General features: G+C 44.4%; 12 protein-coding genes. 9 read left to right on the forward strand and 3 right to left on the reverse strand.

The genetic code is table 11. The annotated features are described in order from the left end of the window. The first annotated feature begins 82 nt into the window (after positions 1-82). Together ACM0OZ_RS11125 and ACM0OZ_RS11130 are read left to right on the forward strand one after the other, a co-directional pair. Entirely contained in the window at positions 83-418 is a 336-nt protein-coding gene (locus tag ACM0OZ_RS11125) for a hypothetical protein (RefSeq protein WP_414582894.1), read from the forward strand. 213 nt (positions 419-631) lie between these two features. After that, entirely contained in the window at positions 632-988 is a 357-nt protein-coding gene (locus ACM0OZ_RS11130) for a hypothetical protein (protein WP_414582896.1), read from the forward strand. Here ACM0OZ_RS11130 and ACM0OZ_RS11135 read toward each other — a convergent pair. Then, positions 947-2,614, reverse strand: coding sequence for a mechanosensitive ion channel family protein (locus ACM0OZ_RS11135; RefSeq protein WP_414582898.1), 1,668 nt, complete (start codon positions 2,612-2,614; stop codon positions 947-949). The two genes, ACM0OZ_RS11130 and ACM0OZ_RS11135, sit on opposite strands and share 42 nt — an antisense overlap. Positions 2,615-2,930: 316 nt before the next feature. On the opposite strand from ACM0OZ_RS11135, the gene ahcY reads away from it, so the two are divergent. Then, entirely contained in the window at positions 2,931-4,208 is a 1,278-nt protein-coding gene (gene ahcY, locus ACM0OZ_RS11140; RefSeq protein ID WP_414582900.1) for an adenosylhomocysteinase, read from the forward strand. Positions 4,209-4,707: 499 nt separating this feature from the next. On the opposite strand, the gene ACM0OZ_RS11145 is transcribed toward ahcY, so the two are convergent. Further along, the gene (locus ACM0OZ_RS11145; protein ID WP_414582901.1) at positions 4,708-6,945 is read right to left on the reverse strand and encodes a methyl-accepting chemotaxis protein; all 2,238 of its coding nucleotides are present in this window, start codon (positions 6,943-6,945) and stop codon (positions 4,708-4,710) included. Between the two features lie 268 nt (positions 6,946-7,213). On the opposite strand from ACM0OZ_RS11145, the gene ACM0OZ_RS11150 reads away from it, so the two are divergent. After that, the gene (locus tag ACM0OZ_RS11150; protein WP_414582902.1) at positions 7,214-8,152 is read left to right on the forward strand and encodes an MASE3 domain-containing protein; all 939 of its coding nucleotides are present in this window, start codon (positions 7,214-7,216) and stop codon (positions 8,150-8,152) included. Positions 8,153-8,554: 402 nt separating this feature from the next. Continuing rightward, a complete protein-coding gene (locus ACM0OZ_RS11155) occupies positions 8,555-9,115 on the forward strand; it encodes a DUF3471 domain-containing protein (protein ID WP_414582903.1) in 561 nt (186 codons plus the stop codon). Between the two features lie 307 nt (positions 9,116-9,422). Here ACM0OZ_RS11155 and aroF read toward each other — a convergent pair whose 3' ends face one another. Then, positions 9,423-10,295 carry a 3-deoxy-7-phosphoheptulonate synthase gene (gene aroF, locus ACM0OZ_RS11160; protein WP_414582904.1) on the reverse strand — a complete coding sequence of 291 codons (873 nt, stop codon included), beginning with the start codon at positions 10,293-10,295 and terminating at the stop codon, positions 9,423-9,425. Between the two features lie 891 nt (positions 10,296-11,186). On the opposite strand from aroF, the gene ACM0OZ_RS11165 reads away from it, so the two are divergent. The 4 genes from ACM0OZ_RS11165 (at position 11,187) to ACM0OZ_RS11180 (ending at position 14,656) form a co-directional block, all read left to right on the forward strand. Then, positions 11,187-11,672 carry a hypothetical protein gene (locus ACM0OZ_RS11165; protein WP_414582905.1) on the forward strand — a complete coding sequence of 162 codons (486 nt, stop codon included), beginning with the start codon at positions 11,187-11,189 and terminating at the stop codon, positions 11,670-11,672. Positions 11,673-12,209: 537 nt separating this feature from the next. After that, a complete protein-coding gene (locus tag ACM0OZ_RS11170; protein WP_414582907.1) occupies positions 12,210-12,857 on the forward strand; it encodes a pentapeptide repeat-containing protein in 648 nt (215 codons plus the stop codon). Between the two features lie 8 nt (positions 12,858-12,865). Beyond that, positions 12,866-13,690, forward strand: a complete 825-nt coding sequence (locus ACM0OZ_RS11175) for an SDR family oxidoreductase (RefSeq protein ID WP_414582908.1) — start codon at positions 12,866-12,868, stop codon at positions 13,688-13,690. A gap of 54 nt (positions 13,691-13,744) precedes the next feature. Continuing rightward, the gene (locus ACM0OZ_RS11180; RefSeq protein WP_414582909.1) at positions 13,745-14,656 is read left to right on the forward strand and encodes an alpha/beta fold hydrolase; all 912 of its coding nucleotides are present in this window, start codon (positions 13,745-13,747) and stop codon (positions 14,654-14,656) included. Positions 14,657-14,686: the final 30 nt, after the last annotated feature.

Genomic DNA, 14,686 nt, shown 5'->3' on the forward strand with positions numbered 1-14,686 from the left:
TACATGATGTAAACACCATGTTGCCCCTTTTGTTCCATCTGACTTTTCCCGTTAATTAAGTCTCTCTAGAGCGCAGTTACAAATGGTCAATTTCCTGCCTCCCCATATAGGAATTAAGCAAGCTCGCGGTTTAATCCAGGTTTTCAAAACTAACTTTCAAACAGCTTCTGTTTATATGCCACAAGCAGTCTATCCAGATCAGATTACGTTTTTCAGGGCTAGCGAGATTGATGCTGTTAGTCATGCAAACTCTGAAACTTTAGATGAACTAGGAATGGGCTGGGACAAGTTTTCTGCTCAACCTCTGGATATCCACCTTGTTCCAGGTAACCATTTCACAATGCTCAGTGAACCTCACGTTCAGGTTTTAGCACAACAACTATCAATCTGCATTGAGCGGTCACAGGCAGATGATTGAGGAATCAGCAGATAAAGCAACATCCAACAACTATAGGAATGCGTCTGTTCATCGTCATTTGGTTTGGACAGATCATCTCTCTCATCGGCTCTTTTCTCACTAGCTTTGCCTTGAGTATCTGGGTATATCAGCGCACTGGATCAGCCACTGACTTAGCCTCACAGGACTTACGCAACTGGTACAGTGCGATTGCGCTCTCTTGCGTGCCCGCGCATGGCAATCGCCATCTCCCCGTTGGCTGGTGGGTTGGTAGACCGTTGGAATCGCCGCTCTTGTATGATTGTCAGTAACTCTGGTGCTGCTCATCGTATTGTGGCGATCGCCTTAAATGCAGCCGTTCTAACCTATGTGTTCTTCTTAAAAGTAATTAAGGACTTCCAAATAAAAAAGTATCCAGCTACCTCTTGTGGAGGCAGACATCTTGTCGGCAACTGGCTTAGGGCGAGCAGTCCGGCACAACGCCCTTCTCCTGCCGGAGAAGGGCGCTGGCTCTTCCATAAAATGGATAATTTATTTGTTGGAAATCCCTTAATGTGTAGACGCCCTATGATCTGTCTGTTTAACTATTGACGAATTGCCGTTGCCATCAAGTGGAGGTGTCTGGAGTTGAAAATCGTTTACCCAAATCGATTGTTGAGGCAAAGGAATGGAAATTCCGGCGTGGTCGAAGGCGACTTTCAGACGACGGCGATACTCCCGTGCGACTTCCCATTGCTTTAGGGGCTGTGTCTTAATCCAGACGCGGATAATCAAACCTCTGTCGCCAAAATTATCTATTCCTAAAACTTGGGGGGTTTCCAAAATTGGATTTTGCCATTTTGGGTCTTGGTCCATCTCTAAGGCGACAGTTTCAATCAACTTTAAAGCTTGGTCAATATTGGTTTGATAGGCAACTGGGATAGTTAAGTCAGCGCGTGACCAGCGACTAGAAAGATTCGCAACTATTTTGATTTCGCTGTTGGGGATCGTAATCAGCCGTCCTTCCGCATCGCGCAGTTGAGTCATCCGCAGATTTAGATTTTCTACCAAACCTCCCACATCTCCCACGTTAATGACATCGCCCAAAGCGTACTGGTCTTCGACGATGATCAGAAAGCCGTTGATCGCATCTTTAATCAGGTTTTGCGACGCGAGGGATACGGCAACACCAACCAAACCGGCACCAGCTAGCAACGGACCAATATTTATACCCAGCGTCGTCAGGGATAGCAGGATGCCAACCCCTACCCAGACAACGGTCACAATACCTTTGGAAACGCCAGAAATTGTAGAAACTCGCAACTGTAGCCGTTCCGACGTTTGAGGAGTTAGTAATGCACTACTGTTGATCAAAGCAGTGGTAAAGCGGTCAATCAGGGCATAGGAGAGACGTACTGCCACATAAGTTCCCAGTACCACAACACCCAAGCTCAAAGGAATTTGCGCCGCTGAGATAATGAGGATCTGAAGCGGTCGCGTGTAGGGAAACAGACCGAGTATGAAGAAAGTTCCACCGCCCCAAATCGTTCCTTGCCCTAGCTGAGAAAGTCGCCGCTTGACTTCTTTGAGATGTTGATGTTCCTGTTGAGTCAGCTGTGTTGTAATAGGTTTAGCTTCTGCTGAGGTTGGAGGCGGCGGCTGTAGTGGGTACTTTCTTGAGCGGCGCTGCCAGCTATACACTCCCCAACTCAATACAATCATCCCCAGACCAGTTGCGCCAGCAATTGCACCCTGGCGGATTAAAGATTCGGATCGTCGCTCGTTTCTTGCCTCATTGAATTCGTCGTCCAACGTTTGGGCGATTAAATCTGCCGCCGCTGAGGGGGTATTTACCTGTAGCTGGTTCGCGTCCTGGGAAGTGACGGTCATCAGGTAATAACCATTGACGCGAATGACTGGTGGTGAACCAGCTGAACGCTCAACCTGCACATCAAGCTTTGAGTCAGGTTTTTTCAAGAAATCTTCGGTAATTTGATTCAAATTTCGTTGAACTTGTTGTGAACGTTCTGAAACGTTTGTCCTTGGTGCCGCTATCTGTATCACCCGACGACCATCCAAATACACCCACCGAGAAACCACTCTGGTATCTGATTCTTGAGTGCGATGGGTGGGAAGTTGCACCGTAGGCAAAAAAGGAATCTGCGCTGTGACTCGAGGCATTGCCCCTACTGTTATCACTGTGGAAGAAAGAGCTATCGCCAAAAATTGAAAGCGCACTTTTACACCTCCTTGAGCAAAATGTACAGTTCAGTACTCTTAGAGCCATACTCCAAACTCAAACTGTGTAATTGTATCCGTCTTCAGTCAAGTTTTAACAAATCTTAAGGTCATAATTTCTGGTTTTTTTTGCTTTTTCCCTATCTTTAGGTAGATGACAGAAGAAAAAATAAAGTTTTTAGGCAAAAGTATAAAATTAACAAATTAATCACACATTATATTTCACACTTGAAGCAGGCATTTTGCTAATTGTGGAATAATCTAGTAGTGTGCGTAAGAATTTACGCCAATTTCTTTCTAATTGAGGAACTATTTAATGACCGCAACTTCTCCCCGATTAAAGCACGAGGTTAAAGACCTCGCCCTAGCTTCCTTGGGAAGACAGCGCATTGAATGGGCTGGACGCGAAATGCCAGTTTTACGGCAAATCCGCGATCGCTTCGCCCAAGAAAAACCCTTTGCGGGTATTCGCCTTGTGGCTTGCTGCCATGTGACCACAGAAACAGCACACCTAGCAATTGCACTGAAAGCAGGTGGTGCAGACGCTCTGCTGATTGCCAGCAATCCCCTATCAACTCAAGACGACGTAGCTGCTAGCCTCGTCGCCGATCATGAAATTCCTGTCTTTGCCATCAAAGGTGAAGATAACGAAACCTACAGCCGCCACGTACAAATCGCTTTAGACCATCGCCCCAACATCATCATCGATGACGGTTGTGATGTCGTCGCGACTCTGGTACAACAACGCCAGCACCAACTTACTGACATCATTGGTACCACAGAAGAAACCACAACAGGAATTGTGCGGTTACGCGCCATGTTTAGAGATGGCGTTCTCACCTTCCCCGCAGTCAACGTCAACGACGCTGACACCAAACATTTCTTTGATAACCGCTACGGTACCGGACAATCCACCCTCGACGGCATTATCCGCGCTACAAATATCCTGCTTGCTGGGAAAACCTTAGTTGTTGTTGGTTACGGCTGGTGCGGTAAAGGTACAGCATTACGGGCGCGGGGACTCGGTGCTAACGTAATTGTCACCGAAATTGACCCCATCAAAGCAATTGAAGCCGTCATGGATGGTTTCCGCGTACTTCCAATGGCGGAAGCTGCACCTTTGGGCGACTTGTTTGTGACTGTCACAGGTAACAAGCACGTCATTCGTGGTGAGCATTTCGATGTGATGAAAGACGGCGCGATTGTCTGTAACTCCGGTCACTTTGACATTGAATTGGATCTCGTCGCCTTGGGCGCTAAAGCGAAGGAAGTCAAGACAGTACGTCCCTTCACCCAAGAATATCGCCTGCAAAGTGGCAAATCCGTTGTCGTTCTTGGTGAAGGACGCTTGATTAACCTAGCCGCAGCCGAAGGACATCCCAGTGCGGTGATGGATATGAGTTTCGCCAACCAGGCTTTGGGTTGCGAATACCTCGTGAAGAATAAGGGTCAGCTCGAACCCGGTATCCACTCAATTCCAACTGAAGTCGATCAAGAAATTGCACGGCTGAAGTTGGAGGCGATGGGAATTCAGATTGATACCCTCACCTCAGACCAAATTGAGTACACAAACTCTTGGACTTCTGGAACTTAAGCACAACAAACGAATTTTAGAGCGATGCTCCCAGAGGGAACTCTCCCTTGGGCGATCGCTCTTATAGAACTACTTTGGTGGGATGGGCAAATTGCCTAGCCCGCTTTTTTTTGCAACAAGAGCGATCTTTGATAGGTTTGTAGTGAGCGCTTAAGCGCTCTATAAGTCTATAGTGTTTCTCATTTGTATTGAATACACTTTTTTTGGGGTGGGTTGGGTGAAACCATGACAAAACAGGACTTCCTTCCCCCACGAGTACTCCTTAAGGTCCCACAGATATTTGTGGTGGGGGCAAAAAAGGCGGTAATTCTCAATTACTCGTACTTGTTGACAAAAAAACCCGCCTTTTTTGCCAAGGTTGTCCGGTTAAGTCTCGGAAAAATGTAGCGGCTTCGCCGACTTGAAGGATGTGGCGTCCCGTTGAGAGACCTGGCGTGGGCTTGTACCAAACAAACCTGTTGTCTGATAACTGATAACTGATAACTGATAACTGAGTCGGTCAATTTTGGTCACCAGTTTTGAATACACCGACAGACTTTTGCAATTGCTGCGCTATCTCTAAAGTTTTTTGTAGAGAGCCAGACACAATGGCAGAGGAATCTGAAGTGCGTTCTGAAACTTTGGCAATCTCCTTCATCAAAACAGCAACAGTACCAGAAGTCTGAGCTTGAGACACTGTCGCACTTGAAATCGACTGCACTAACTGGTCAATCTGGCGAGACAACTCTAAAATTTGCTCTAGGCTGAGCTTGGCATTTTTGACAAGATTAGCTCCCTCCACCACTTGGGCGCTTCCCGTTTCCATAGCTTTAACCACGTCGCTGGTTCCCAATTGAATGTTCTCCAAGATTTGTTGTATTTCTGTCGTCGCTTGGGCAGACTGCGCGGCTAATTCACCAATTTCTTCCACCACTACAACAAAGCCCCGACCTTCATCACCCATCCGTGTCATCTCCAGACTGGCATTGATAGATAACAAGTTGGTTTGCAGGGCGATTTTGTTAATCAATGACACAACCATGGAAATTTCTTGGGAAGATTCACCTAAACGGTTCACCTTGTTAGCTGTTTCTGTCACTGTCTGTTTCAAATTCAAGATACTAGAGACAGTGCTATCCATTGCTTCGGCGCTTGCTCTGGCTATGTCAAAGGCAGTGCGGGCTACTGCTTTCGCTTGGCGGGCGCTATCGGCTACAGCTTGAATTGAAAGGGTCATTTGATTGACGTCTTCAAGAGTGCGGGTAATCTGTTCGGTCTGTTTGAGCGCTTCAAAAGCCAGTAGCTGGACTGCACCTGAGTTTTCCCCAACGGCAACATTTACTTGCTGGGCAGCTTTTTTGACAACAGTGACAATTTGTCGCAAGCTTTCAATGATGGAATTGAAAAAGTCAGCAATTATACCGATTTCACCTGCTGTCACTTCAGCCTTCACAGTTAAATCGCCCTCGGATACCGCCTCGATACTACTTACCAATTCGACCAGTTTTTGCTGGAGCGCTTCTTTTTGTTGACGTTGCTCTTGCGAAACAACTTCAAGCTGTTCCAAAAGAGCTGCTTGGTCTAGAGCAAATCCAACTTGGATTGCTAACTGTGCGAATAAATTGATTTCCCACTCCTTAAAAGTACGAGGTTGGCTACACTGATGAGCAATCAGTAAGCCGACGAGCTGTTTTTCTTGAAGAATTGGCGCGACCAAATTTGCCTTGACTGCAAATTGTTCCAAAGTTTTGATGTGACAATCTGTAAGATTTGCCTGGTAGATATTATCAATCGCACGCACCCGACCATTTTTATACTGTTGTACATAACGCTCCCTAAAACAGGGGTCATCTATTTGTTTATCGATAGTTCTTGGGAAATCAGCAGCAACAGATTCTGCTATGACAGTTCCACCACCGTCTTTATGAAAGCGATATACAACGACTCGCTCGGTTGCAAGTGAGTTTCGGATCGCATCAACTGTTGTTTGGAGGATATCTTTCTGGTTTAAAAATTGACGAATGTGCAGGGTAATGTCCGTAAATATCTGTGTTCGCTTGGCTTCAGCTTCTAGGCGACGGGATTGTTCTGCTTGTTCGGTAACTAAAAGCTTCAATTGGTCTGCCATCAAATTGATTTTAGACCCTAACGCGGCGACGTCTTCTCCTTGATCAATGTCGCTATCAACTTCTCCTTGACCCAGTTTTCCTTCCGCTTTAGTCTTATTTAGAATCGGACGGATGCCCCACTTATACAAGAAAGCAGCGATCGCAATCACCACCAACGCTGTCAGCACAGTCCGAATCACCAGAGTCAGGAGTAAATCTTCTTGGGGAGCAAATGCAGTTGCTTTGTTGACTGCAAAAATTACCTCCCTATTAAAAGAAGGCAAACCATTTGGTGTTTTCCAAGCCAGGTCGGTTACCAACTGGTATCGATTGTTGCTTTTGACGACAATGTTGTCAAAATCTGCTAGAGCAGAGGCTCTGGTTTGTTGAGCTTGGTTAATTTCCTGACTAGTTGATTGCTGAGCCAATGGATAAGCCGTTGTCCCAGTTGCCAGTAATGAGAGTGTGCCAATAGCAGTAGCTAGTGTGACTTTAGTTTTTAACCTTAGCGGCTGCAACAGTCGAACACCAAATCTTCGATTTCTATGACCAGTGGAAGCAGTCCTCGGTTGGTGCAGTGTGGTATTCTCATCTTTTGGGCACGATTTTTGATGAGAAGCCTGTGAATCCTGATGAAATTGATAGCTCATAAATCTTTTCAAGTCTGGTTAATTGCCAAAGATGAGTTATGAAATTTTGGCTTTTTCCAAAAATTTACTGAGCTAGCACGTAGTCTTTGGTACGGGAACAAATTTGGGGCTTTGGGTAAAATGCGTCCCTAAGTGAAAAAACAATCGTAGGCTGTTGAGCGAGTGGGATGTATGAGGAATTGCCAATCATACTGCCACTACTTCACATATCCCAGAATATACTGAGATAAGCTACTTATAAGTTAAGCGAAATACCTCAGAAATTTCTATGAAAAAAACTAGGATTCCTGTTCAATTGGTTTGGGCAGTGGTCGGAATATGTGTGTTGCCTAGCTTGCTGAATCTACTGGGAGTAGATTTTGGTTCGCCCTCACAAACCTTAAATGCCCCACTGGCGAATACGACTAAGGGCGAAATCATCGATGTGATGCACTACACTCTCTCAGGCAGCTTTACACACACCATTTTAGAGTGGAGTGCCTTCTGTACAGCAATCTTCACAGTAATTTTGTCTTTAATACATTTCTACCTTAAGGGTGATGTCGTCACTCTGATCATTGGCGTAGCACTTTTTAGCGCCGGGTGCATGGATGCATTTCACACTCTAGCAGCTGATAGATTAATTCAGGGTGTGGCAGATAACCAGAATCTCATCCCCTTCACTTGGGCAATCTGCCGACTTTTCAATGCTCTCATTCTGCTTGGTGGTACAAGCTTTTTTCTGATCGTTCAGCCAAAAAAGTGGAAGGGGGGTATCGGTTTGGTAGTGCTTGCGAGTCTAGTTTGTGGAATAATTGCTTTTTGGATTGTATCTATCTGCGCTCACAGCGCTACTCTGCCCAAAACCATATTTCCTAACTCTATAGTGACTCGTCCTTGGGATCTCGTTCCGCTGTTACTATTTATCTTTGCAGGTCTTGTTGTTTTCCCTCGCTTTTACTACAAATATCCAAGTCTGTTCTCTCATGCCCTCGTCATCAGCATTATTCCCCAAGTAGCCACTCAACTGCATATGGTTTTTGGTTCAAAAGAGTTGTTTGACGACCATTTCCACGTCGCCCATTTTCTCAAGATTATTACCTACTTAGTACCGTTTCTCGGATTGAGTTTGGACTACATACGAACTTATCGAGAACAGGCAGATACAGCTAAGCAGTTAAAACAAGCTATGGGGGTGTTTAGTTCTATTTTGACTGAGTCCCGTTGACATCGTCCCGTGTCGTTACCAGACAAAATTAATAGAACAATTAAGAAGAACGCAGAACACAGAACACAGTAATCAGAATATCCACGCACGAGTGAATCCGGGGGATTTAAGTACCGAAAAAGTTTGTTGGTCTCCAAAGGATTTATCCGGGGGCACGCCTACCAATACTCACTCCCCAGAACTCTTAATTCACGGCGAGAAAAGCGCGTTTAATATTCTGACGAATGATTCCTATTCTGTGGTCTTTTTTGGTCAAACTTGTTGTGAAGGTGTAGAGACGCGATCGCTCCTTGGCGGGCACTCCGTGCCCGGAGCGCAAAGCACCGCGTCCTAAGTACATCCCCTCATAAAAGCAGGGCTATTTCATCCCCCAAAAGACGTAAAATTACAAGCGTCGAGGGGATGATGTTTACCCCCAAGGTCACGATTCGGGAAGCAGAAGATGGCAAAGGATATTACCACGGCTATGGAGGAATTATCTGTACCCACTATGATCGCAAGCTTTTGTACCACGGTGGCGGGATTAATGGCTTTAGCACTCGCATTGCTCGATATCCAGATGAACAAGTCTCTATCATTGTGCTCACGAACATTGATGCACCAGCAGCACCAGCACCAGTCGTCTCTATTGCGAATGCTTTAGCGGCTATTTTGTTTGGTGAACCGTACGAACTGCCTAAAGGGCGGCAAGCGATTGAACTAGATCCGGCTATTTATGATGCCTACGTCGGGCAATATGAACTCGATCCTGAATGGATCATGACAGTTACAAAAGAGTCTGATCGCATTTTTACGCAATGGGCTGGAGAAGAACGAGTTGAAATTTTTCCAGAGTCCTCAACAAAGTTTTTTATGAAGGTGATGGATACTCAACGTACATTCGTAGTGGATGAGACAGGCAAGGCATCCCATGTGATTGTGCATCAAAATGGACGATCGCGTGTAGCAACCAGAGTGAATTAGAGTCAGGACTTACGCAAAATCTCTCTGAAAACCTCTTTCCTTCGTGTCCTTCGTGTCCTTTGCGGTTCGTTTTTCCGTTATTACTGCGTAAGTCGTAAGAGTTATGTTTTGCACAAAAACCCTCATAAAAGGCCGATCGCCCTCTGTAATACACGTGTTGCATAAACAGAACCATAGATGCACACCGATAAACACGAGTTATTCATCTGTGTCCATCTGTGTCCATCTGTGGTTTCATTTTCATAAAGATTGACGACTGCAAGAGATTTACTAGAGAAAAGAGCGATCGCTTCCCTCTGGTTATCAATTAAGCCGCACAACAAATAGGGGCAGGTTTGAAACCCGCCCCGATGTTTTGCGATATACTCCGTCCAACAGATGCTGCTACAAGCCTTAAGCTATCAACTAAATTCACCATATCTTCCAAAGACAGCGCTTGACGTGCATCAGAAACAGATTTTTCTGGTTCTGGGTGACACTCAATAATTAACCCATCTGCCCCACAAGCAACAGCCGCCTTTGCAACAGGTGCCACGAGTTCCCGTTTACCTACAGCATGCGAAGGGTCTACAATCACAGGCAAGTGAGTGATTTGCTTAAGAGCCGCCACAGCTCCTAAATCCAGGACATTACGGGTGTAATTATCAAAGCTGCGGATACCCCGTTCGCACAGCACCACATCAGGATTTCCGTGGCTTAAGATATATTCGGCTGCCATCACGAATTCTTCAATTGTTGCCGACAAGCCGCGTTTAAGGAGTATCGGCTTACCTGCTTGTCCTAAAGCTTTGAGCAAATCGAAGTTTTGCATATTGCGGCTACCCACTTGCAGCATATCAACATGAGCGGCGACGACTTCAATTTGCGAAATTGACATAACTTCGGTGATGACTGGGATATTGTAGTGCGATCGCACCCCTGCCAAAATTTCTAGTCCTTCCTCTCCCATTCCCTGGAAGGCGTAGGGAGAAGTGCGGGGTTTGTAGACACCGCCACGCAAAGCTTGTACGGGTGCAGCGGATAAGTTTTGGGCGACTGTTTCCATTTGTTGGGCGCTTTCAACAGCGCAAGGTCCGCCAATAATCACCAGTTCCGTACCACCAAAAGCGACTTTTTCGGAGAGGTTGATGATTGTCTGATGGTGAGGATGAGATTTTGCCGCTAGTTTAGCATTATTCATGGTTGGATTCTCCTAAAAAACAAAAATGAGAGGTTGACACTAAAAAAGCCCAGAACCTTTGTCAGTTCCGGGCTTTAACGATTCATCGACATGACGCGACTTACCCGGAACTTATTCTGGGGTAAAAGTAAAAGCCATAAAACCAGCTACTGAAATAAGTCATCACGATGAAATTTCACTCCTTAAAAAACAAAAACCGCAGAGTGCGCTCTGCGGTTCACCGGGCGGCTTCCATAAGGAAACTTGACTCACTCCCGGTGAACCACCCTAAACCAAAAATAAAAATAGGAATTGCTGCTGATCATTTGTCAGGCGTTTAGTTGAATAATTTAATTTACACTTATGTTTTCTGACGTTAGCATAGGAAACGAGTCGCGTCAAGACCACCAGAACTAAAAAAAAAGGGTTAAACTCAGTACAATTCTGGCAATCAAAACTTATTGCTGGCTGGCTATCATCTCATTTACAGAACTTTAAAAATCTTTTATTTCACAGAGCATGGAGAAAGAATGAATGTATGAATCCTGAATGAGAAATTAGTGTGGACTGCTCATTTCATAATCCATCATTCATCATTTTGACCGAAGAAAGAACTCAGAACTCAGAACTCAGTAGTCAGCTTGGAGGAATAAGTAAAAGGATGCAAGCTCCCAACTCCGTTATGGAAAGAAGAAAAAGAATTGTTTCAAGACACGTAGTGCGTAAGCGCAAAGCGCAATCTCCGCCAACGCGCAGTGTGCCCGCTTTCTCTTAGAAACAAAGCGTCCGCACTTTAAATACCCGCGCATTTATTCATGGGGATGTCCGGTTCTGTGTTCTGCGTTCTGACAACTGAGTTCTTCTTAACTCACAATTGACTGTATTAACACTTGAAGACGACCAAGTATTATTATGTCCAGTTCCAAAATTTTAACCACATCTTTCAATTATCAAGGAGTTTACCCCTGCCCGGTCTGTCGTGTGGGTAAGATTAGTCATATGCCACTCATGGAGGCTATGTCTTGTGACTTCTGTCAACAGATTTTTACTGTCAATGTAGAACAACAGCTTCTTAAAATGCCATCGAGACAACCGCCCCTCATTTGGCATTGGAATGGCTTTAATTGGACAGAAGCGCAAATAGAAGGTGTAGAATTTGGTTGGGGTTATGTGATAGGTGCTGCTGCTTTTGTACTCCTGCCAACAACTTTAATTGGGATAGTGGCTTATAATTTCCCACCCCATCCAGCAACTCCCCTATCTTGGTTACCATATATCTGGACGATATTAACTCTGTTGTCGCATCTCACAATTATTATTTGGCTTTTTATTGAAATTTATCAAATTCCACTTATGGCATATTGGCGAGCCATACAACAGCGTTTCCTAGGTCTTTGAAAATTAAGAAAGACTTGGTGTTAAGCCGCAGGTCATAATCACTTCAATGGCTTAAAGCTTATGACTTAACAATAGATATTGGAAAATCTCGGGCGTTGCTTAATTTTCCAGGCTGAAGCGCCGTGGTGATGTTTCTATCCTAGAAATGTTAGCAGCTATCTAAAGATTCGAGAAACTGCGGCAACTTAATAAATTTTACAAAACAAAAAAATAAATTACACAATATTAAGGAGTATGTCATTTTTAACAGTTTTAAAAAGCAAATTCAATTCAAACTTATGTAAAGTATAGAGTATGAGACGTGGGTACAGGATGCTTGTTGTATTTTTTTGGAAAAAGTGCATCTGTTAGCATACTCGTATGGCGTAGTAAAACAGAAAGTTACTGTTGCTCAAGTGTAATCTCAAGCTTTGCAAATAATACTGAGAAGTCTCGGGTTTTAGCTAAAATTACCCAATAGCAAAAAAGTTTGACAAATAATTGAGCCGCTAATCGGTTGCATCACTCATAATTAAGATAATTTCCACTGAAAGTCTTATGAGCGAGTTGGAGCAGTATTATAGAGTGTTGGAATTAGAGCCTGGGGCAACATTTGACGAAGTGACCCAAGCTTATAAAGATTTGGCTTTTGTATGGCATCCCGATCGCCTTCCAAAAGACAATACGCGCTTACAAGAGAAAGCGCAAAAAAAGCTACAAGACATTAATGAGGCTCGTGAAAAATTGCGCCTCTCAAAAATGAAGTATCAAACGTTACATCATCATGCGCCATCTGTACACAAACAGCCAACCCAAAAAACCCATCAACCACCAAAGCAAAACCCAGACTTAAGTGGAAAAGATTTTAGTCGGGCAAACTTACAAGGCAGAGATTTATCTGGTAGAAACCTGAGTTATGCGAACTTGTGTGGTGCCAACCTCAGTGATACGTTTATGCACAAAGCAAATCTTACAGGTGCAAATTTGTCTGAGGCAAATTTATTTAGAGCTAACCTACTTTTAGCCGACTTGAGAGAAGCCAATTTACGTGGTGCTAACTTAATTGGAGCAGATTTGAGCGGAGCAGATTTACGGGGAGCAAATTTAACAGGAGCGCGTATTCGTTCTGGTGACAGACTTCTTGTTAAACTGATTGGAGCTAACTTGGTTGGGGCAATCATGCCCGATGGGAAAATTTACGAATAACTACGACAATGAACGTTGCGATTATTGGTTGCGGATATGTGGGTTGTGCAATTGCTCGATACTGGCAACAAGAAATGACTTTTGTAGTCACCGCCACCACAACCACTCCTGAACGTGTCCCAGAATTACAAACAGTAGCCCAACAAGTCGTAGTAGTACAAGGAAACGACTCAGACTTGCTCAAATCAGTCTTGAGAAATCAAGATGTTGTGCTTTTGAGTGTCGGTGCAAAAAGTGCCGATGTTTACGAAGAAACTTATCTACACACTGCTCAAACTTTAGTCTCTGTCTTAAAGCAGATTCCCAGTGTGGGACAACTGATATATACAGGGAGTTACGCTGTTTATGGTGACAGAAACGGAGCGTGGGTGGATGAAGAATCACTGATTGCACCCGCTCACCAAAATGGGCAAATTCTTAGCGATACCGAGCAAGTTTTACTCTCAGCATCAAGTGAAAACCTCCGTGTTTGTATTTTGCGATTAGGAGGAATTTATGGTCCAGGTCGAGAACTGGTAAAAATATTTGGTCGATATGCTGGTACAACCCGACCGGGCAATGGCAAGGATACAACAAATTGGATTCACCTTGATGACATTATTGGTGGCATTAGGTTTGCCCGTCGGAATCGGCTGCAAGGCATCTATAACTTAGTTGATGATGCCCATCTCACAACTGGAGAATTACTTGACCGTCTGTGTGAAACACACAATCTACCTAAAGTTAAATGGGATTCTTCCCAAGAGAGTAAGCGCCCATATAACGCCAAGGTGTCTAATAAAAAGATAAAAGACGCAGGATATAAATTGATTCATCCACAGATGATATTTTAAAAGAGTTCTTGCTCTGCGCCAAGAGCGCCTCAGCGGTTCCTTACTCTTAAACATATGATTACTCAAGATAAAGCAACATCTCCAACCCAGTTTTACACCTGGAAAAATTATCGCTGCGCCTACGAAGTTCATAACCCAACCCATTCAGCCCCCGAGGGTATTCCCCTGCTTTTAATTCACCCCATTGGCGTTGGGTTATCGCGCCAATTTTGGCAGAGGTTTTGCCGCGAATGGTATCAACAAGGTCACCGCAATTCAATTTACAACCCCGATTTGTTGGGATGCGGTGAAAGCGATATGCCTCATGTGGCTTACACTCCCAAAGATTGGGCGCAACAGTTGCAACACTTTTTACAAACCGTCGTCCAGAAACCTGTCATTTTGGTAGTACAAGGTGCTTTATTTCCGGTTGCAATAGAATTAGTTAAAAAAGAACAAAATTTAATCGCTGGGCTTATATTAGCTGGTCCTCCAGCTTGGGCAATCATTACAAAAGAAACGTCCCAATGGCAAGATAAACTCATTTGGAATCTGTTGGATTCGCCTTTGGGTAATGCTTTTTATCGATATGCTCGAAGAGAAAAGTTTTTGCGTGATTTCTCAACACGTCAATTGTTTGACTCAGCCGAAGCTGTTGATGCTGAATGGTTAAAGACCTTGGAACAAGGTGCAGAAAATCCCGAAAGTCGTCATGCAGTGTTTTCTTTCTTGGCTGGTTTTTGGCGCAAAGATTATAGTCAAGCTATTGCTTCTATCAAACAACCTACTTTGGTAGTTGTGGGGGAAACAGCATCAAGTATTAGCCAAGAAGGTAAACAAGAAACACCAGATGAACGCTTAGCTGATTATCTCGCCTGTTTACCTCAAGGACGTGGAATTAAAATGCCTGGTCGGAATGTTTTACCGTATGAATCAACTGCTGAGTTTGTTGGGGCGATCGCACCATTTATTAATGAAGTTTCTTAAAGTGACTTCCTAAAATGGCTCTCTATGTGC

Origin of the sequence: Scytonema sp. PCC 10023, from assembly GCF_963920835.1 — a bacterium.
Lineage (GTDB): Bacteria > Cyanobacteriota > Cyanobacteriia > Cyanobacteriales > Nostocaceae > Kalymmatonema.

Excerpts from the sequence above, each read along its gene's own strand:
- ACM0OZ_RS11125 (WP_414582894.1), top strand. The coding sequence starts at position 83 with ATGGTCAATTTCCTGCCTCCCCATATAGGAATTAAGCAAGCTCGCGGT.
- ACM0OZ_RS11130 (WP_414582896.1), top strand. The coding sequence starts at position 632 with ATGGCAATCGCCATCTCCCCGTTGGCTGGTGGGTTGGTAGACCGTTGG.
- ahcY (WP_414582900.1), top strand. The coding sequence starts at position 2,931 with ATGACCGCAACTTCTCCCCGATTAAAGCACGAGGTTAAAGACCTCGCC.
- ACM0OZ_RS11145 (WP_414582901.1), bottom strand. The coding sequence starts at position 6,945 with ATGAGCTATCAATTTCATCAGGATTCACAGGCTTCTCATCAAAAATCG.
- ACM0OZ_RS11150 (WP_414582902.1), top strand. The coding sequence starts at position 7,214 with ATGAAAAAAACTAGGATTCCTGTTCAATTGGTTTGGGCAGTGGTCGGA.
- ACM0OZ_RS11155 (WP_414582903.1), top strand. The coding sequence starts at position 8,555 with ATGATGTTTACCCCCAAGGTCACGATTCGGGAAGCAGAAGATGGCAAA.
- aroF (WP_414582904.1), bottom strand. The coding sequence starts at position 10,295 with ATGAATAATGCTAAACTAGCGGCAAAATCTCATCCTCACCATCAGACA.
- ACM0OZ_RS11165 (WP_414582905.1), top strand. The coding sequence starts at position 11,187 with ATGTCCAGTTCCAAAATTTTAACCACATCTTTCAATTATCAAGGAGTT.
- ACM0OZ_RS11170 (WP_414582907.1), top strand. The coding sequence starts at position 12,210 with ATGAGCGAGTTGGAGCAGTATTATAGAGTGTTGGAATTAGAGCCTGGG.
- ACM0OZ_RS11175 (WP_414582908.1), top strand. The coding sequence starts at position 12,866 with ATGAACGTTGCGATTATTGGTTGCGGATATGTGGGTTGTGCAATTGCT.
- ACM0OZ_RS11180 (WP_414582909.1), top strand. The coding sequence starts at position 13,745 with ATGATTACTCAAGATAAAGCAACATCTCCAACCCAGTTTTACACCTGG.